We start from the raw sequence: 17,733 nt of genomic DNA on the forward strand, positions 1-17,733 counted from the left end.
CATGCGCCCCGGCACCATCAGGCACCCCGAAAGCAAAAAGGCCTGCGCGGTCGAACCGCGCAGGCCCTTGACTGGCATGCCGGCTCAGCTGGCCAGCGTGATGGTCACCTTGGTATCGCCATAGCTCACGGTGGATTTGGCAAAGCCATCCACGGCAACGCTATCGAACCTGTTGTGTACGCCCTTGGCGGTTAGCACAACGATCTGGTCGCCAGCCTTGGGAACGTAGCCCTGGGTAAAGCTCACCTTCAGCGCACCGGCCAGCGCTGCGTGCTCGCTCACCACCAGCGTACCGGCGCTGCTTGCGGACAGAGCCAGATTCAGCGTACCGGATTTCTGGGTGTAGCTGCCTGCCACATTGACCTGGAGGCCGTTGGTGGCCAGCGTGCCGCCATCGACATAGACCGCCCCCTTGCCCATCGCGGACGAAGAGTCGGCGCGCAATGTGCCCGCAGCAATGACGGTGCCACCGCTGTAGGTATTGGCACCTGTCAATGCCAGCGTGCCGTCTCCGCGCTTGGTCAGCTTGCCTCCGCCGCTGATGTCGTTGCGCCAGCGATCAAAGGAGCAGAAACCTGAGACGCAGAAGCCGTCGGTACGGTTGTTCATGGTGACGCTGACGTCGGCCTCAAACCGGCCATAGCCGCTGGCCGCATCGAACAGGTTCAGGCGGCCAAAGCCTTCCTCGTCATCCAGCACCGGATAGCCCGAATCGATGGCAGTGGTCTTGAGCACTGCGCGTCGCTGGTCGGCACTCAGATAGGGGAAGCGGGTCTCCAGCAGAGTTTCCATTCCCTTTGGCACGACGGCAGGCTTGCCTGCCTTGGCACTGTCCTTGGCAAAGCCAAAGGTCAGGCGGCGCAGATAATCGGCTCTGGCGGCCTGGAAATCCGCAAAACGGTCTTCGCTGACACTGGCCGAGTGGGCGATATTCCAAAGCTCGACCCCGGTCTTCGCGCCGAGCTTGGTCCGCAGCTGATCCTGTGCCTGCTGGAAAACGACCGCACGCTGGGCTTCGGTATAGGCCAGGCCTCGATCCCCGGCACCTTTGAGGAATGGCATCCAGACGGAGGAGCCAAGCATGCGCCCACCCATGACGCCCAATGCCGAGTGCATGCCTGCGCGGATGCGGTTCTCTCCGGCCTCCAGTCCACGGGCGACCGCTTCATGGAAGCGCTGCGGTGCCACATATGCAACGGCCATGGAGTAGCGCACGAATTCGGCGGTGTGACCACTGGGGAAATCGGAGTCCTGCTGTGCTTTCGTCTGGGCTGCCGCCGCGTCATCGCCTGCCGCGCGGCGCGCCAGCAGTTCAGGCAGCACCTTGACCACCGGAAGGCTGCTGTCTGCAGCAGACCAGCGATAGGGACGGGCAAACTTGTAGAAGCCCTTGGGCCCGTTGTCCGAAGCAATGTTGCCCACCGTGGCATTGTCCACAAACTGAAGCACCGCGCCGAATTCGGGATTGGTCTGCGTGCTGGTGTCGCCCCATCCCGATTTGGGATTCTTCGCAAGATCGTCCCAGGCCTGGCCCAGCGGGCCCAGCGAGCCGCCCATGACGGTGCGAGTGACCTTGTTGCCGGTATCGTCCAGCTTGATATCTTCCTTCTGCGCATCGGTGTAGCTGGTCTGCGTGGTCAGCTTGGAGGAATACGCCATGTTCTGCAGGAACAGATCGTTCCTCTTGACCGATCCCGTAGTCCCGGCCGTTGGCGCCTGACCTGGCGTGCCATTGGTGTTGTCGGCAGTCAGCACATGCCAGACGCCATTCCAGCTGGTCAAGGCGAACGCATCACAGCCTTCCCTGCCGGCCACGTTCTTGTCCGGCGTGGTCGCACCGGCGGCAAAAATGCCGGCATAGTCGGAGGCCTTGAAGCCGTTCATCTTCCTCTCGGAAGGCTCCCAGATGTCGAGAAAGCCCGACAGGATGCGCAGCGTGCTGTTGGTGGTGTGATCGGCGTAGCAGGAGTTGTTGCCGTCGGCCGTTGCATCGTGTCTGCCGGAGTTGTAGACCGTGGCATCTTCACGGTACTTGGGCACATCCGTGCGCGACGCAGGCATGCTGGTGGCGGCTTGTGGTGTGGTGTTGAATGTCTGCGAGCCCAGTCCTGCGGGCGGGCCGGGGATGACATAGCCCTCGGCGGTCTCTTCGACACCCCCGCCGCCACCGCATGCTGCCAGAGTCAGGAGAGTTGCCAGGGCGACGGCGCGGAGCGCGAAGCTTGTCCTGGGCGCCGAAAAATGAACGGAAGTTTGCATACGCTAACGGATCTCTATGGGCGAAAGCTCGCCATGTTCAAGACCAACCATGAAACCCTCGTGACATAACAAGTCGGTACGGTACGGTTATTACCCTGTCGCGGCTTGTGCCAGTGGCTGCCTGGACTGGCCGCAACCGGCGTGCCACGCAAGGCTCGAGCGACTGCGGCTGCAGGCCGCCATTGAACACCTGAGGCTGCCGAGCCCAAGCCGCCGGACCAGCGCTCTATGCTTCTCGCAAACCGGCCTTCGCATCTGCGCTGGATAGCGGACGCCAAGCATCATTCCCCTCTGGTTTCGCGCCACAATCGGCAGCAGTACAGAACAGGCGCTCATATGCTCAATGCCTTGTGGCTCGGTTTTTTCTTGGTGGCCGCCGTGGCGGCGCTCGCGCAATGGCTGCTCGGCGGTCAGGCCCAGGTGTTTTCGGCCATGGTGCAGGCCCTGTTTGCCATGGCCAGGCTGTCGGTCGAAGTGATGGTGCTGCTGTTTGGCACGCTCACGCTGTGGCTGGGCTTTCTGCGCATCGCAGAAAAGGCGGGTGTGGTCGAATGGCTGGCAAAAATGCTGGGCCCGCTGTTTGCCAAGCTCATGCCCGAGGTACCGCGCGGCCACCCCGCGCTCGGTCTGATCACGCTGAACTTTGCCGCCAACGGCCTGGGGCTGGACAATGCGGCCACGCCCATGGGGCTCAAGGCCATGCGCGCGCTGCAGGAGTTGAACCCCCAGCCCGACAGCGCGACCAACGCGCAGATTCTGTTTCTCGTGCTCAATGCCTCGTCGCTGACGCTGCTGCCGGTCACCATCTTCATGTACCGCATGCAGCAGGGCGCGGCCGATCCGACGCTGGTCTTCCTGCCGATTCTGCTGGCCACTTCCGCCTCCACGCTGGTGGGCCTGCTCAGCGTCGCACTCGTGCAGCGGCTGCCTCTCTTCAGCCCCGTGGTGCTGGCCTATCTGCTGCCGGTGGGGCTGGCGCTGGCAGCCTTCATGGCCTTTCTGGCCACGCTCAGCGCGGCGGCGCTGGCCCAGCTTTCCGCGCTCATGGGCAATCTCACGCTGTTTGCGCTGATCGTGCTGTTCGTGGGTCTGGGCGCATTGCGCAAGGTGGCCGTGTACGACAGCTTTATCGAGGGCGCCAAGGAGGGCTTTGATGTAGCCAAGAACCTGCTGCCCTATCTGGTTGCCATGCTTTGCGCCGTTGGCGTGTTTCGCGCCTCGGGGGCACTGGAATATGCGCTGTCGGCCATCCGCTGGACGGTGGACGTTCTGGGCATGGATGCCCGCTTTGTCGATGCCCTGCCCACGGCGCTGGTCAAGCCCTTTTCCGGCAGCGCAGCGCGCGCCATGCTGATCGAGACCATGCAAAGCCAGGGCGTGGACAGTTTTGCGGCTCTGGCTGCAGCCACGATTCAGGGCAGCACCGAAACCACGTTCTATGTGCTGGCCGTGTACTTTGGAGCCGTGGGCATTCAGCGCGCGCGCCATGCCGTGCCCTGCGCGCTGGTGGCCGAGCTGGCCGGCGTGGTCGCAGCCATCGTGGTTTGCTATCAGTTTTTTGGATGAATCCCTGAACTGGCGGTCGTTGCAAGCCATTTTTCATCAAGTCAACCGGAAAGAGCAATGCCATGGACACCGCAGCTTCCCTGTTCCAGACCTCCTGGCAGCGCACATGGCAGGCCCTGAGGCTGACGCCGCCCGCAGATCTGCTGCAACGCCTGCTCGCGGCCTGGGCCGAACCCCAGCGCCACTATCACACCCAGCAGCATCTGGCCGAATGCCTGGGCCAACTCGACTGCGTCTGGGCACAGGCGCAGCGGCCCGGCGAAGTGGCTGTGGCACTCTGGTTTCACGATGCCGTCTACGACATCAAGGCCAGCGACAACGAGCTGCGCAGCGCCGACTGGGCAGCTCAGGCACTGCAGGACAGTGGCGCGCCTGAGGCCTGCTGGCGCCGGGTGCATGAGCTGATCATGGCGACCTGCCACACCGCCACACCCACGCAGGCCGATGCCAGGTTGCTGGTCGATATCGATCTGGCGATTCTGGGTGCCGACCCTGTACGTTTTGCCGAGTACGACCGCCAGGTCGCCGCCGAATATGCCTGGGTGCCGCCGCTGGTCTATGGCTTCAAGCGCAAGCAGGTGCTGCGCGGCTTTCTGGATCAGGCCTTCATCTATGCCACACCGCACTTTCGGCAACTGCTGGAGGCCCGGGCCCGCAGCAATCTGCGGCGGATCACCTGAACAGGTCTACATCTCGTCAATGACCGTGCTGGCCGTGGCGCTCAGCGCAGGCGCCCTGCCCTCATGGGCCTCGACGGCAAAGCGGTCGCGGCAGTTGACGTAGAAGCTGGCCCCGAAACGCCCCACGGGGAAGAACTCCTGCAGACGCACCCGCCATTTCTCGGTGTCCACCAGCCCTTCGCGCACGGCCAGCCATTGAACGCGGCCGATAAAGACATAGCGGCTCTCGGTCTCCAGCGTCTCGTGCAACACGCATTCAAAGGCCACTGGCGCCTGGGCAATGCGCGGCGGCTGCACGCTCTGCGACGGGGTCGCTGTCAGGCCGGTGTGCTGCAGCTCGCTGTGCTCGGGCGGCAGGCTGTCGCCGCAGCGATGCATGGCGGCGGCCATGGCCTCGTCGGTGATGTGCACCACGAACTCGCCCGTGCGCAGGATATTGGTGGCCGTATCCTTCTGCGCCATATCCTGGCGCTTGTTGACGCTGAGCATGACCACCGGCGGGTCCTCGCCCATCATGTTGAACATGCTGAAAGGCGCCGCGTTCACCGTGCCATCGACACCCAGCGTGGTCACGAGTGCGATCGGGCGCGGCACGATCAGGCTGGCCATCAGCTTGTAGCGGGCATAGGTGTCCAGTTGCGCAAAGTCAATTTCGGTCATTGCAGTCTCTCCCGGCCCTTGCGGCCGTTCTCGCCCTGGCGGCGGATCTGGTATGGATTCGATAGCAGGCTGCGCAATCAGCAGCAGCCCTGAAGCTGTACAGGAGTGCAATATTCATGCCGGACGCCTCCAGCTGACCCGCGCTCGATCTGCGCACGGCCACGCACCATCGCTGGCGCCCCATGCACCAGAGCCGGACATGCAGGTCCGGGACGCACCGTCGCAGTGCCCTCTCCAGCGGTTCACGCTTTGTATACACATTGGCATCGATCTTGCGCACAGGCAGCAGTCCCTTCGCCATCGATAAACCAAGGAGTCATATGCGCAAACGAACCTTTCTTCAGGCCGCCACGGTCGCTGCAGCCCTGAGCTGGGGCACTGCCCAGGCAGCGGACACGCCGCTCAAGTTCCAGCTGGACTGGCGCTTCGAAGGACCTGCAGCCCTGTTCGTCCATCCCGAGCAAAAAGGCTATTTCAAACAGGCCGGTCTGGATGTGAATGTGGAGGCCGCCAGCGGCGCAGGCGCCATCCAGCGCGTGGCCTCAGGCACCCATGATCTGGGCTTTGCCGACCTCGCCGCACTGATGGAATTCCACGCCAACAACCCCGACGCGCCCATCAAGCCCGTGGCGATCATGGTGATCTACAACACCACGCCGGCCTCGGTGATGGCACTCAGGAAGTCGGGCATCACCAAGGCCGCCGACCTGACGGGCAAGAAAATGGGAGCCCCCATCTTTGACGCTGGCCGCCGCACCTTCCCCATCTTCGCCCAGGCCAATGGCGTGGGCGAGGTGCAATGGAGCACCATGGAGCCGCAGCTGCGAGAAACCATGCTGGCGCGCGGCGACCTGGATGCCGTCACCGGCTATACCTTCACCAGCTTGCTCAATCTGGAGGCCCGCGGCATCAAGCGCGAGGATGTGGTGGTCCTGCCCTACGCCACGCACGGCGTTCAGCTCTACGGCAATGTGATCATCGCCAGCCCCAGGCTGATTGCCGAAAAGCCGGAAGCGGTGCGTGCCTTCCTCAAGGCCTTTGCGCGGGGTGCCAGGGAAGGGATTGCCAATCCCGAAGCCGCCATTGCATCCATGAAAGCCAAGGACGGACTGGTCAACGTGCCACAGGAAGTCAAACGCCTGAAGCTGACGATCGAGACCGCCATCGACAGCAAGGGCGCACGTGAAGAAGGCTTTGGCCAGTTGCGCACCGAGCGCCTGGCCAGGATGGCCGAGCAGGTCGCCAAGGCCTATGCCACCAAGAACCCGGTGCCGGCCAACGCCGTATGGAACGGCAGCTTCCTGCCCACCGCAGCAGAGCTGGACATCCTGCCCAAACGCTAGGCCTGCATAGAGTCAGCGAGCGCCACCGCCGAGGCCTCAGGCCTCGGGCACCATGGCGTCGGCATAGTCGTAGAGCTCGCCCAGAATCTCCTCGGCGCGCTCGTCGGCGGCTTCGGACAGGCTGTCGATCATGGCGAACATCTGCTCGGCCGTGCGTGCCCCGCCCTGGCCTTCGATCAGGCAGGCAGCACGGTGCTGCTCCCAGCGCTGCTGCTCGCCGGCATCAAGCGTCTGCGGGAAGTTGCGCGCACGGTAGCGCCAGACCAGCTCGGTCAGGCGCGCGTCATCAAAGCCGGTCTTGTCCAGCGCCAGCTCCTGAGGCGAGAGGCGCTTGATGCGCTCCAGACGGCGGCGGTCCTCGTTGCCTACAAAGCCGCCATACAGATCCTGGTCGGCGTCCAGCGGCTCACCCGCCTCGCGCGTGAAGACGGCCTTCCATTGCGCGCTCATATCGGGCAGGTCGCGGGCCATCGCCGCATGCCGCATCGCCAGCTCCATGTCCACGCCCCATTTTTCGGCCATGGCCGGGCTCAGGGTCTTGAGGCTGCCCACCACCATGGGCGACTTGTTGACGTGGATGCTCTTGATGGGCAGACGGCTCACGCCCTCGGGTAGCTCGGCCTGACGCGTGAACAGACGCAGGCGCAGCTCCTCGATGCTGATGCCCGAAAGCTCGGTCGGGTCGGCCGCCAGATCCCAGCAGATGACTTCGTTCTTGTTGGTGGGGTGGGTAGCCAGCGGCCACATCACGGCCAGGCAGCCGCGCGCGGGGCTGATCATGCCGGTCACATGCAGAAAGGGGCGCGCGTGCTCCTGCGTGGCAGGCAGGCCCATCTCACGCAGAGCACCATCCTTTTTATGCAGGCCAAAGGCAAAGTCAAACAGGCGCGGCTGCTTTTCGCGGATCAGCCGGGCCAGGGCAATCGTGGCGCGCACATCGCTCAGCGCATCGTGTGCCTGCTCGTGCAGCAGACCATTGGCGCGGGCCAGGTCCTCGAGTTTGAAGCTGGGCGTGCCGTCCTCCTTGGTCGGCCACTGAATGCCGTCGGGACGCAGCGCATAGACCATGCGCACCACATCCAGCAAATCCCAGCGGCCGCAGCCGTTCTGCCACTCACGCGCATAAGGGTCGGTAAGATTGCGCCAGAACATGAAGCGCGTGATCTCGTCGTCGAACCGAATCGTGTTGTAGCCCACGCCCACCGTACCGGCCTGGGCCAGCTCGGCCTCTATCAGCGCTGCAAACTCATGCTCGGCAACGCCTTCCTGCAGTGCACGCTGGGGCGTGATGCCCGTGATCAGGCAGGATTGCGGGTCGGGCAGATAGTCATTGGCCGGCTGGCAATACCACATCACGGGCTCGCCGATTTCATTGAGCTGGTCATCCGTGCGTATGCCCGCAAACTGCGCGGGACGGTCATAGCGCGGCTGAGCGCCAAAGGTTTCGTAGTCGTGCCAGAAGAAGGTATGAGCCATGGGCCCGAAGTATGCCTGCGAACCGGCACAGCTTACGACTCAGCCCTATCAACTTAAAGCATTTTTGGCCTTTACCCCTTATGGATAAAGCGTAGGCAGCTATCAATATGATTGTTTGAACTGCTCCCAATTCAAACCAAATTTGTGCAGAAATTTGCGCAGCCGGTCTGCATCGTTGACCACGACCTTCTGCTGGCGTGACTGGTCAAACAGCTTGCGCCCCGCATCGGACAGCGTGGTGGAGGCGCGGCACACGGCAATCACGGACTGCAGCTGCAAACGGTCAAACAGATCGATCTGGGCGATGGCGTCTTCGGACAGATAGTCGCCCAGATCCACCTCGGCCTTGGGCAGGACATGGTTTTGCGCATGCTGCCACAGCCAGTCCAGGCGCTTGATCTCGGCCTGCACCTGCGCGGTGGTGATGCGGCCGCTGTCGGCCAGCGTGGCCAGTCGCGTGATGCTGGCCGCAAGGTCGCGGAAGTTGCCGCTCCAGAGAGCCTGGGCAGACTTGGCGAACTGCAGATACAGCGCCCTGGCCTCGGCATTGAAGCGCACGGAGCTGCCGGTCTCGGCCACGGCGCGCAACAGCAGATGGTCGATATTGGGCTCCAGATCCTCGGGCCGCTGGGCCAGACCCGGCAAGGTATAGGACCAGAGATTGATACGCGCAAACAGGTCTTCGCGAAAGCGCCCCTCGGCCACATCGACGCGCAGATCGCGATGGGTGCCAGCGATGAGCTGGAAGTCGCTGCTGACCTCCTTGTCGCTGCCCATGGGGAAAAAGCGCTTTTCCTCCACGGCCTTGAGCAGCATGGCCTGCTCGTCCAGACCGAGCTCGCCGATCTCGTCGAGAAACAGCACGCCTTCATGCGCCGTGCGCAGCAGGCCGGCACGGTCTGCCGCCGCCCCGGTGAACGCTCCCTTTCTGTGGCCGAACAAGGTGGAGGCCGCGCCGTCGCCACGCAAGGTGGCGCAGTTGACCTCGACAAACTCGCCGGCCACCTGGTGGCGCGATTTCTTGAGCTCGAAGATGCGCCGCGCCAGATGCGACTTGCCCGCACCCGTGGGCCCGGTGAAAAGAATCGGTGCGCGCGAACGAATCGCCACGCGCTCTATCTCCTCGATCAACTGGTTGAACTGCGGGTTGCGCGTGGCAATGCCGTTCTTGAGGAAGTCCAGCGCCTCGGTCTGGGCCTGATGGAAGCGCTGGGCCAGGGCTTCGTAGCGCGTGAGGTCCAGATCGATCAGGATCATGCTGCCCGGCGAGCCCGCCTGCTGCTTGCGCGGTGGCGAGGTCTGCAGCAGCACGCCCGGTATCTGGCGCGACTCCACCAGCAGGAACATGCAGATCTGGGCCACATGGGTGCCCGTGGTGATGTGCACCCAGTAATTCTCGCGCTCGGTATCAAAGCGGTAATTGCGCGCCCAGTCGTAAAGCGCGGCATACATCTCGCCAAAGTCCCAGGGGTCCCGGACTTCGGACTCCACCAGATTGACCCGGGTTTCGGGTGAGACATTGGCAATGTCCTGCACCAGGGTCTGCGCCAGCTTGTCGTAGCGGCTGGAGTACAGCAGCTCCAGCCGGTCTATCACCTGGTCCTCATGCTGGGTCAGAGACACCGTGGGCCGCCACTTGTTCCAGCGCCCCGCTCCCTGCCCTGAATCGAGCTGCGTGCCCATGAAGCCAATCACCACATTCTTTTTGGACATATCTTTCCAGATAAATATCTATCTTTGATTCTAATAATCTTTCAATACCTCATCCCTCTCAACTGCCACCCAGAGCGATGAATATGGAATTTACTCAATCAATTCAATGACTTGGAATTTAATCACTTGATCTTCGAGAAGTTGGCACACCGCTTGCAATAACCAAAGCATCTGCAAGTTGAATGCAAACAGGAGAAGAAGAATGGTCAACACGCAATTGTTTCAAACCAGCCGCGGTGCACTGACTGCAGCTGCCAACACGATCAATCAGGAAGGCGCCGCAGCCTATGCCTTCAGCCCCCGCCACCAGCTGGCCCAGATGGCCGTGACCGGCTGCCTGAGCCAGACTTTCTATGCCAACGGTCAGGATCAGCTGGAGCAGCTGGGCAATCTGGTGCTTGAAGTGGACACGCGTTTTACAGCCCAGACGGCCATCTACGCCCGTCAACGCGGCTATATGAAGGACATGCCAGCTACCTTGGCTGCCGCGCTGGCTGTCTGGGATACCGCGCTGCTGAGCCAGGTGTTCGGCCGCGTGATCGACAACGGCAAGATGCTGCGCAACTTTGTGCAGATCGTGCGCAGCGGCGCCATGGGTCGCAAGTCCCTGGGCTCGGCACCCAAGAAGCTGGTGCAGAACTGGCTGCTGAACGCGAGCGAGAAGCAGTTGCTCAGCGCTGCCGTGGGCAATACCCCTTCGCTGGCCGACGTGGTGAAGATGGTCCACCCCAAGCCCCGGGAGGCCTGGCGTTCCGCATGGTTTGCCTGGTTGATCGGCAAGCCTTTTGATGAGGCAGCGCTGCCGCCCATCACCCAGGCCTTCGAGCGCTTCAAGCGCGATGCGGCCCAGGGCCTGTTGAGTGCCGAGCTGCCTGATATGCCGTTTCAGATGCTGACCGCGCTGGAGCTGAACGCCCAGCAATGGGCGCAGATCGCCCGCAACGGCTCATGGCAGATGGTGCGCCAGAACCTGAACACCTTTGCACGCCATGGCGTGTTCGAGATCCAGGGGATGGCGGCGCTGATTGCCCGCAAGCTGGCGGATGCCGGCGCCGTGGCCAGGGCCCGCGCCATGCCCTACCAGCTGCTGTCGGCCTACCAGGCTGCCGGCGAGCAGGTACCGGCCCAGGTGCGCGATGCGCTGCAGGATGCCATGGAGCATGCGATTGCCAACGTGCCCTGCTTTGCAGGAGCGGTGGTGGTCTGCCCCGATGTATCGGGCTCCATGCACAGCCCTGTGACGGGTTATCGCGCCGGAGCCACCTCGGCGGTGCGCTGCATCGATGTGGCCGGCCTGATGGCCGCCGCCGTGCTGCGCAAGAACAGGACGGCCCGCGTGCTGCCCTTCGAGCAGAAGGTGGTGAAGCTGGAGCTCAACGGCCGCGACTCGGTGATGACCAATGCGACCAGGCTGGCAAAGATCGGCGGCGGCGGCACCAACTGCAGCGCGCCACTGAAGCAGCTGGCCGATGAAAAGGCCCGGGTGGATATGGTGATCATGGTCTCGGACAACGAGTCCTGGGTCGATGGCGTGCGCCGCGGTGCTACCGAGACCATGCGGCAGTGGGAGCGCATCAAGCAGCGCAACCCCGCTGCCCGGCTGGTCTGCATAGACATCCAGCCCTATGGCACGACGCAGGCCATGGAGCGTGACGACATTCTGAATGTCGGCGGCTTCAGCGATGCGGTATTCGATGTGGTGACAAGTTTTGCCGAAGGCAGGCTTGGTGCCGAGCACTGGGTGGGCGAGATCGAGAAGATCGCTCTCGAACCTCAGTGATTTGAAGTGATCATCTGTTGCTGGCGAATGCTGGTGGGACTACATCTCCAAACTGTCCCGTCTCACCACCCCCTTGTCGCCTGCGGCGGATGTCCTGAATGAAGTTAAGCGGTTTGAATGACTGGCTGCGAATGCCGGTGGAACTACATGGGTGCCCGGATTGCAGGTTCGATTCCTGCCCGCCTCGTCGGATCGGAAGATCAACGAGCGGTAGCCAAAGGTACAGCACGGGTTATGTTTCACCCAACCCTTGTCGCAGCCAGACATTCATCACCATGGTTTGCGTTTGGCGCGAATGCCAGCAGGACTACATCGGTTGCCACGGGTTCGACTCCCAAGCCGGGAAACCGGTCACGGCTATGTCTTGCTTCTCTGGTCGCGCCGCCTTTTTTTGAACGCGACTTGCGCAAGCGTGAGTCCAAATGAATTATCGGTTTGGCTGCCTTGTAGCGAATGCCGGTGGAACTACAGACTTTTAATCTCGTGGTCGCGGGTTCGAATCCCGCCAGCAGTTGCAAAGCTGTTGTAGCTCAGCCTGGTAGAGCACGATGTTTCACCACCCCTTGTCGCTGCAGGGCCGTCATCCATGACAGGAACAACAAGGAAACGACTTGCGCAAAACGGGTTCAGGCAAGACGACTGCCTCAGTCGGCAGTCAGCTGTTGCCTTCCTGTTTGCGCAAGTCCTAAAGGAAATCAAGATGTCCGAACAGAATTACCAACTGCTGGAAGTCGCCGGCGGCGTGCCCGTCAAGATGTGGACCAAGGGCGTTCCCGTGGAAGCCGAGGCCCGGCAACAGCTGGCCAACGCCGCTCGCCTGCCCATTGTCTTCAAACATATTGCCGCCATGCCCGATGTGCACCTGGGCATTGGTGCCACCATCGGCTCGGTGATTCCCACCGTCAAGGCCATCATCCCCGCAGCCGTCGGCGTGGATATCGGCTGCGGCATGATGGCCGCCAAGACCACGCTGCGCGCCGAAGACCTGCCCGACAGCCTGACCACGCTGCGCTCGGCCATTGAAAAAGCCGTGCCCCATGGCTCGGCACCCAAAAGCCGTGGCCGCGACCCTGGTGCCTGGGAGAACCCTCCCGATCTGGTGGACCAGAAATGGGCCACGCTGGCCGACGAGTTCGACGCGCTGTGCGAGCTGCACCCGCGCCTGGAAAAGACCAATAACCGCAAGCACCTGGGAACTCTGGGTAGCGGCAATCACTTTGTGGAAGTGTGCCTGGACGAGGTGGGCTTTGTCTGGTTCATGCTGCACTCGGGCTCACGTGGCGTGGGCAATGCCATCGGCAACCATTTCATCGAGCTGGCCAGAAAAGACGCCGAGCTGCATCAGCGCAATCTGCCCGACCGGGACCTGGCCTACCTTGAAGAAGGAGCCCGCTACTTTGGCGACTATGTGCGCGCAGTTTCGTGGGCGCAGAAGTTCGCCATGAGCAACCGCGAGGTGATGATGGCCAACCTGATCGCCACCGTGCGCCAGGTGATTGCCAAGCCTTTCGAGGCCCATGTGGAGGCCGTGAACTGCCACCACAACTATGTGCAAAAGGAACACCACTTTGGCGAGGATGTGTTCGTCACCCGCAAGGGTGCCGTGAGCGCCAGGCGCGGCGAGATGGGCATCATCCCCGGCAGCATGGGCGCGCGCAGCTATATCGTGCGCGGCCTGGGCAACCCCGAGAGCTTTGAAAGCTGCAGCCACGGCGCGGGCCGCGTAATGAGCCGCACCAAGGCCAAGAAGCTGTACTCGGTGGCTGACCAGATCAAGGCCACCGAAGGCGTGGAATGCCGCAAGGACGAGGGCGTGATCGACGAGATCCCCATGGCCTACAAGGACATCGACGCCGTCATGGCCGCCCAGAAAGACCTGGTGGAAGTGGTCCATATCCTCAAGCAGGTGATCTGCGTCAAGGGTTAGCAAATGCAGCGGGAGCATGGGTTCTCGCTGCCGGTAAAAGAACGAGAACCATCATGCAAACCGTTGAACAAGCATTCAAACCCCAAGAGAGCGTGCTGAGCGCGCACCCGATATCCGGCGCCATGCGCAGTGCCGTGCTAGCCCAGCTCAAGGCACTCGAGCGCGAACACGATGTGAAGGTGCTGTTTGCCTGCGAATCAGGCAGCCGCGGCTGGGGCTTTGCTTCGCCCGACAGCGACTATGACGTGCGCTTTGTCTATGTGCCACGCCTGCCCTGGTATCTGCGCACCCGCGCCGGCCGCGATGTGATCGAGCTTCCTGTGAGCGCCGAGCTGGACGTGAGCGGCTGGGAACTGCGCAAGGCGCTGCAGCTGATGCAGGCGTCCAACCCGGTGCTGCTGGAGTGGCTGCGCTCGCCCGTGGTCTATTGCAGCGAGACCGCCTGGGTCAAGCGCCTGCACGAGCTGGCGCTGCAGAGCTTTTCGCCCGTGCGCGGCTATCACCACTATCTGTCCATGGCGCGCAAGACCATGAAGAACCACTTGCGCCCGGACAGCGAGCTCGTGAAGTACAAAAAATACTTTTACGCGCTGCGCCCCCTGCTGGCCGCACGCTGGATACGCGAGATCGGCGGCGTGCCGCCGATGCGCTTTGCCGAGCTCGCGACGGCGCTGCTGCATGATGCCGAGCTGCTCAGCGAACTCAATGCCTTGCTGACGGTCAAGATGCGCGCCGGCGAAGCGGCTACCAGCGCACCCTGGCCTCGCATACAGGCTTTTCTGCGGACCGAGCTGGCCCTGGCCGAGCAATATGCGCCGCAGGCCAAGCCATTGAGCGCCGAAACGGTGCAAGCCGCCGATGCGTTTTTGCTGGAGGCCGTAACGCACTTCAACACCCAATCATTAAGAAAAAATCAAGAACAAGAGGAATAGAACCATGATAGAAATCGACGGCTCCCAGGGTGAAGGCGGCGGCCAGATACTGCGCAGCGCCTTGGCCCTGTCCATGTGCACGGGCCAGGCTTTTGCCTTGACCCGGATCCGTGCGGGCCGCTCCAAGCCCGGGCTGATGCGCCAGCACCTGACCTGCGTTCACGCAGCCACCGAAATCAGCAGCGCCCGGGTGGAAGGTGCAGCGCTGCATTCGCAAACACTGCACTTCACGCCCGGCACCGTGCGCTGCGGCAGCTATACGTTCAATGTGGGCTCGGCCGGCAGCTGCACCCTGGTGCTGCAGACCGTGTGGCCCGCGCTGATGCTGGCCGCTGGCGACAGCCGTGTCCAGCTCAGGGGCGGCACGCACAACCCCATGGCTCCGCCCTTTCATTTTCTGGAGCGCAGCTATGCACCGCTGCTGCGCCGCCTTGGTGCGCCTGTGCAACTGAGCCTGCAGCGCCACGGCTTCTACCCTGCCGGAGGCGGCGAGTTCGAGGCCGTGATCGGCGGCGCCAGAGAGGTGCTGACTCCTTTTGACCTTAACGAACGAGGCAGCGCACTTGAGGCGTATGCGGACTGCCTGGCCCCGGCCCTTCCTTCGTCGATTGCCCGGCGCGAGCTCAACAAGCTGGCCACCCTCATGGCCTGGCAGCCCGGGCAGCTGCGCCAAGCCGGCGTGCGCCAGAACGAGGGCCCTGGCAATGCGCTGCTGGGCACGCTGGTGCACGAGCAGGTGACCGAGGTCTTTACCGAATTCGGCGAAAAAGGCGTAACCGCCGAAGCCGTGGCCACCCAGCTGGCACAGCAAATGCGCCGCTACCAAAGCAGCGATGGCGCTCTGGGCCCGCACCTGGCTGACCAGTGGGTGCTGCCGCTGGCGCTGGCCGTGCATTTGCGCGACCAGCCCGCCAGCTACAGCTGCACGGAGCTGACGCCCCACGCATTGAGCAACTTCGCGGTGATTCAGCGCTTTCTGCCTGTGCGGATCACGACGGAGCCCGGGGCGCATGCCCATCAGGTGCGGATCGCCCCGGGCTGATCCCCTTGCAGGAGCGGCTAGAGGCTCAGGCTCGTCAAGACCTGCCCCACATCGGCCTCGAGCTTGAAATCCAGCAAGGCATCGGCTCGCGTCACCCCCTGATTGATGGCGACGACGGACTTGCCCTGCGCATGCGCTGCCAGCACAAAGCGGTAGCCCGAATACACCATCAACGAAGAGCCGGCGATCAGCAGTGCATCGGCCCTGGCGACGGCAGCCATGCAGGCCTGCACACGCTCACGCGGCACGGTTTCACCGAAGAACACCACATCGGGCTTGATCAGGCCCGTGCCGCAATGCGGGCACGCCGGCACGGCAAAGCGGCTGAAGTCCTGCCCTTGCAGATCGGCATCGCCATCAGGGGCAGGAGCCGCATACAGTTCGGCCCAGGCGGGGTTCAGCGCCAGCAGCCGCACTTGCAGATCGGCGCGGGCAGAGCGCTTGCCGCAGTCCATGCAGCGCACAGTGTCGATGCGACCGTGCAGGTCCACGGTGTTCAGGCTGCCGGCCGCATCATGCAGGCCATCGACGTTCTGGGTAATCAGCAACTCCAGCCGGCCTTGCTGCTCCAGCCGCGCCAGCGCCTGATGGGCGGCACCGGGCCGCGCCTGGCCCATCACGCGCCAGCCCAGCATGGATCGCGCCCAGTACCGCTGACGCACCAGCGCATCGCCCATGAAGGCCTGATAGGTCACGGGCTGCGGACGTTTCCACTGCCCGTTGCGGTCACGGTAGTCGGGAATGCCGACTTCGGTGCTGCAGCCGGCACCACCAATGACCACCACGCGCGGATGCGCATGCAGCCAGTCCTGCAGGCGCCACAGCGCCAGAGCGTCCACACAATGATTCACGGTTTCACGCATTACAGCAGCGGCGATGTCAGCCGGGCCATGGAGCCGAACAACCGTCGCCGCAGACCTTTCTCGCTGCGATATTGCACCATTCGAGCCTGGCCCAGGTCGGCCTCGAACTGGGCAGCGATGGCCTGATTGAGCTCCGGCCCATAGCCGATCACGCAGACCTCGTAATTGAGGAAAAAGCTGCGATAGTCAAAATTGGCCGTGCCAATCATGGCCATATTGTCATCGACCGCCAGCGTCTTGGAGTGCAACATGCTGGCCGCATATTCATAGATATGCACACCGCAGCGAATCAGCTCGTCAAAATAGGAGCGCGCAGCGGCCGTCACCAATAGCGAATCCGACTTCTTGGGCACGAGGATGCGGACCTCCACACCGCGCAGCGCGGCATTGGTGAGAGCCGTCAGTGCGCCTTCGGTCGGCACAAAATACGGTGTGGTCAGCAAGATGCGCTGCTGGGCTGCATTGATGGCCGCCAGATAGGCACGGTAGATGGCGTCCAGCTGGTCGTCAGGCCCCGAGGTCACGACCTGCATGGGGATGGGGCCGTCTTCGCAGTCGGGCAGCAGGTCATCGAGATCGTCGGGCAGGCGGTACGGATCATCGCTGCGGGTGTAGGTCCAGTCCTCGAGAAACACCGTCTGCAGCCAGTTGACAACGGAGCCTTCGACCCGGAGATGCACGTCGTGATAGGCATCGTCGCAGATGCGCTCGTTCTCTTCATCGGTGACGTTCACGCCGCCGGTAAAGCCCACCTTGCCATCGCAGACCAGAATCTTGCGGTGGGTGCGGAAATTGACCACAGGCCGCAGCCGCCGCCCTATCTTGGCGTCGTGAAAGCGCAGCACCTCGGCCCCGGCCTGCAGCAGCGGCTCCAGAAATTTGCGCCCCAGCTTCTTGGAGCCCAGAGCATCCACCAGCAGACGCACCTGCACACCTGCACGTGCTTTATCGATCAGCAAATCACGCAGGGCCGTGCCGGTCTGATCGGGCTCGTAGATGTAGTACTCCAGATGAACATGGTGACGTGCGGCGCTGACAGCCTCCGCAATCGCATCAAAGGTCGCGGCTCCGCCCACCAGCAACTGCATGGAGGTGGCCGTGCTTACCGGGAAGTCGCTGGTCATGCCGACCAGCCGCGCCACCTGGCGCAGGCGCTCCTGCTGGGCCGGAATGCGCTCCCGGAGCTTTTGCATGCTGTTGCGCACACGCGAGCGCTTTCGCGAGCGCAGCCGCTTGATGCGCTGGCGCTTCATGCGTTGCGGGCCGAAGTAGTAATAGACCAGCAGACCCACCACGGGCAGCGCTGCCATGGACAGCAGCCAGCTCAGTGTGGCAATCGGCTGGCTGCGCTGCAGCAAGATCCAGATGCCCACCACGATGACATACAGCGACCAGCCCACGGACAGCCAGAGCTTGACGCTCTCGTGGCTCAGCTGCATTGCTATCCAGTCCAATTGCGCACTCCTGTTGTTCCGTGAACCATCGCCACCAT

13 protein-coding genes are annotated in these 17,733 nt (G+C 62.9%); 7 read left to right on the forward strand and 6 right to left on the reverse strand.

What is annotated here, in order from left to right; genetic code table 11:
• Nucleotides 1–84: 84 nt before the first annotated feature.
• Entirely contained in the window at nucleotides 85–2,259 is a 2,175-nt protein-coding gene (locus tag FSY59_RS21380; protein ID WP_148729630.1) for an autotransporter-associated beta strand repeat-containing protein, read from the reverse strand.
• 336 nt (nucleotides 2,260–2,595) lie between these two features.
• On the opposite strand from FSY59_RS21380, the gene FSY59_RS21385 reads away from it, so the two are divergent.
• Together FSY59_RS21385 and FSY59_RS21390 are read left to right on the forward strand one after the other, a co-directional pair.
• Nucleotides 2,596–3,825, forward strand: a complete 1,230-nt coding sequence (locus FSY59_RS21385; RefSeq protein ID WP_019042175.1) for a nucleoside recognition domain-containing protein — start codon at nucleotides 2,596–2,598, stop codon at nucleotides 3,823–3,825.
• Between the two features lie 62 nt (nucleotides 3,826–3,887).
• Nucleotides 3,888–4,505: an N-methyl-D-aspartate receptor NMDAR2C subunit gene (locus FSY59_RS21390; RefSeq protein WP_148729631.1), complete on the forward strand. Its 618-nt coding sequence runs from the start codon at nucleotides 3,888–3,890 to the stop codon at nucleotides 4,503–4,505.
• A gap of 6 nt (nucleotides 4,506–4,511) precedes the next feature.
• On the opposite strand, the gene FSY59_RS21395 is transcribed toward FSY59_RS21390, so the two are convergent.
• A complete protein-coding gene (locus tag FSY59_RS21395) occupies nucleotides 4,512–5,165 on the reverse strand; it encodes a flavin reductase family protein (protein WP_019042177.1) in 654 nt (217 codons plus the stop codon).
• 320 nt (nucleotides 5,166–5,485) lie between these two features.
• On the opposite strand from FSY59_RS21395, the gene FSY59_RS21400 reads away from it, so the two are divergent.
• Complete coding sequence (locus FSY59_RS21400; protein WP_003053799.1) at nucleotides 5,486–6,508, forward strand: ABC transporter substrate-binding protein; 1,023 nt, start codon at nucleotides 5,486–5,488, stop codon at nucleotides 6,506–6,508.
• A 36-nt stretch (nucleotides 6,509–6,544) separates the two neighbouring features.
• On the opposite strand, the gene sbcB is transcribed toward FSY59_RS21400, so the two are convergent.
• The gene (sbcB, locus tag FSY59_RS21405) at nucleotides 6,545–7,984 is read right to left on the reverse strand and encodes an exodeoxyribonuclease I (protein WP_019042179.1); all 1,440 of its coding nucleotides are present in this window, start codon (nucleotides 7,982–7,984) and stop codon (nucleotides 6,545–6,547) included.
• A gap of 102 nt (nucleotides 7,985–8,086) precedes the next feature.
• On the reverse strand, nucleotides 8,087–9,697 hold the full coding sequence (gene rtcR, locus FSY59_RS21410; protein WP_148729632.1) for an RNA repair transcriptional activator RtcR: 1,611 nt from the start codon (nucleotides 9,695–9,697) through the stop codon (nucleotides 8,087–8,089).
• Nucleotides 9,698–9,899: 202 nt separating this feature from the next.
• Here rtcR and FSY59_RS21415 point away from each other — a divergent pair, with 202 nt between their 5' ends.
• The 4 genes from FSY59_RS21415 (at nucleotide 9,900) to rtcA (ending at nucleotide 15,378) form a co-directional block, all read left to right on the forward strand.
• A complete protein-coding gene (locus FSY59_RS21415) occupies nucleotides 9,900–11,477 on the forward strand; it encodes an RNA-binding protein (RefSeq protein ID WP_148729633.1) in 1,578 nt (525 codons plus the stop codon).
• A gap of 700 nt (nucleotides 11,478–12,177) precedes the next feature.
• Nucleotides 12,178–13,404 carry an RtcB family protein gene (locus tag FSY59_RS21420; RefSeq protein ID WP_148729634.1) on the forward strand — a complete coding sequence of 409 codons (1,227 nt, stop codon included), beginning with the start codon at nucleotides 12,178–12,180 and terminating at the stop codon, nucleotides 13,402–13,404.
• A gap of 53 nt (nucleotides 13,405–13,457) precedes the next feature.
• Nucleotides 13,458–14,336 (forward strand): nucleotidyltransferase domain-containing protein, encoded by an 879-nt coding sequence (locus FSY59_RS21425; RefSeq protein WP_029158316.1) that lies wholly within the window; start codon nucleotides 13,458–13,460, stop codon nucleotides 14,334–14,336.
• A 4-nt stretch (nucleotides 14,337–14,340) separates the two neighbouring features.
• On the forward strand, nucleotides 14,341–15,378 hold the full coding sequence (rtcA, locus tag FSY59_RS21430; protein WP_148729635.1) for an RNA 3'-terminal phosphate cyclase: 1,038 nt from the start codon (nucleotides 14,341–14,343) through the stop codon (nucleotides 15,376–15,378).
• A gap of 17 nt (nucleotides 15,379–15,395) precedes the next feature.
• Here rtcA and FSY59_RS21435 read toward each other — a convergent pair whose 3' ends face one another.
• Both FSY59_RS21435 and cls read right to left on the reverse strand, forming a co-directional pair.
• Nucleotides 15,396–16,241 carry an NAD-dependent protein deacetylase gene (locus FSY59_RS21435; RefSeq protein ID WP_148729636.1) on the reverse strand — a complete coding sequence of 282 codons (846 nt, stop codon included), beginning with the start codon at nucleotides 16,239–16,241 and terminating at the stop codon, nucleotides 15,396–15,398.
• Nucleotides 16,241–17,680 carry a cardiolipin synthase gene (gene cls / locus FSY59_RS21440; protein WP_003053784.1) on the reverse strand — a complete coding sequence of 480 codons (1,440 nt, stop codon included), beginning with the start codon at nucleotides 17,678–17,680 and terminating at the stop codon, nucleotides 16,241–16,243. The genes FSY59_RS21435 and cls overlap by 1 nt, the downstream gene beginning before the upstream one ends.
• Nucleotides 17,681–17,733: the final 53 nt, after the last annotated feature.

This window comes from Comamonas sp. Z3 (genome assembly GCF_008121565.1).
GTDB classification, from domain to species: domain Bacteria; phylum Pseudomonadota; class Gammaproteobacteria; order Burkholderiales; family Burkholderiaceae_C; genus Comamonas; species Comamonas brasiliensis.

What these genes read in the sequence shown, in the direction of transcription:
- FSY59_RS21380 (WP_148729630.1), bottom strand. Translation starts at nt 2,259, where the DNA reads ATGCAAACTTCCGTTCATTTTTCGGCGCCCAGGACAAGCTTCGCGCTC.
- FSY59_RS21385 (WP_019042175.1), top strand. Translation starts at nt 2,596, where the DNA reads ATGCTCAATGCCTTGTGGCTCGGTTTTTTCTTGGTGGCCGCCGTGGCG.
- FSY59_RS21390 (WP_148729631.1), top strand. Translation starts at nt 3,888, where the DNA reads ATGGACACCGCAGCTTCCCTGTTCCAGACCTCCTGGCAGCGCACATGG.
- FSY59_RS21395 (WP_019042177.1), bottom strand. Translation starts at nt 5,165, where the DNA reads ATGACCGAAATTGACTTTGCGCAACTGGACACCTATGCCCGCTACAAG.
- FSY59_RS21400 (WP_003053799.1), top strand. Translation starts at nt 5,486, where the DNA reads ATGCGCAAACGAACCTTTCTTCAGGCCGCCACGGTCGCTGCAGCCCTG.
- sbcB (WP_019042179.1), bottom strand. Translation starts at nt 7,984, where the DNA reads ATGGCTCATACCTTCTTCTGGCACGACTACGAAACCTTTGGCGCTCAG.
- rtcR (WP_148729632.1), bottom strand. Translation starts at nt 9,697, where the DNA reads ATGTCCAAAAAGAATGTGGTGATTGGCTTCATGGGCACGCAGCTCGAT.
- FSY59_RS21415 (WP_148729633.1), top strand. Translation starts at nt 9,900, where the DNA reads ATGGTCAACACGCAATTGTTTCAAACCAGCCGCGGTGCACTGACTGCA.
- FSY59_RS21420 (WP_148729634.1), top strand. Translation starts at nt 12,178, where the DNA reads ATGTCCGAACAGAATTACCAACTGCTGGAAGTCGCCGGCGGCGTGCCC.
- FSY59_RS21425 (WP_029158316.1), top strand. Translation starts at nt 13,458, where the DNA reads ATGCAAACCGTTGAACAAGCATTCAAACCCCAAGAGAGCGTGCTGAGC.
- rtcA (WP_148729635.1), top strand. Translation starts at nt 14,341, where the DNA reads ATGATAGAAATCGACGGCTCCCAGGGTGAAGGCGGCGGCCAGATACTG.
- FSY59_RS21435 (WP_148729636.1), bottom strand. Translation starts at nt 16,241, where the DNA reads ATGCGTGAAACCGTGAATCATTGTGTGGACGCTCTGGCGCTGTGGCGC.
- cls (WP_003053784.1), bottom strand. Translation starts at nt 17,680, where the DNA reads ATGCAGCTGAGCCACGAGAGCGTCAAGCTCTGGCTGTCCGTGGGCTGG.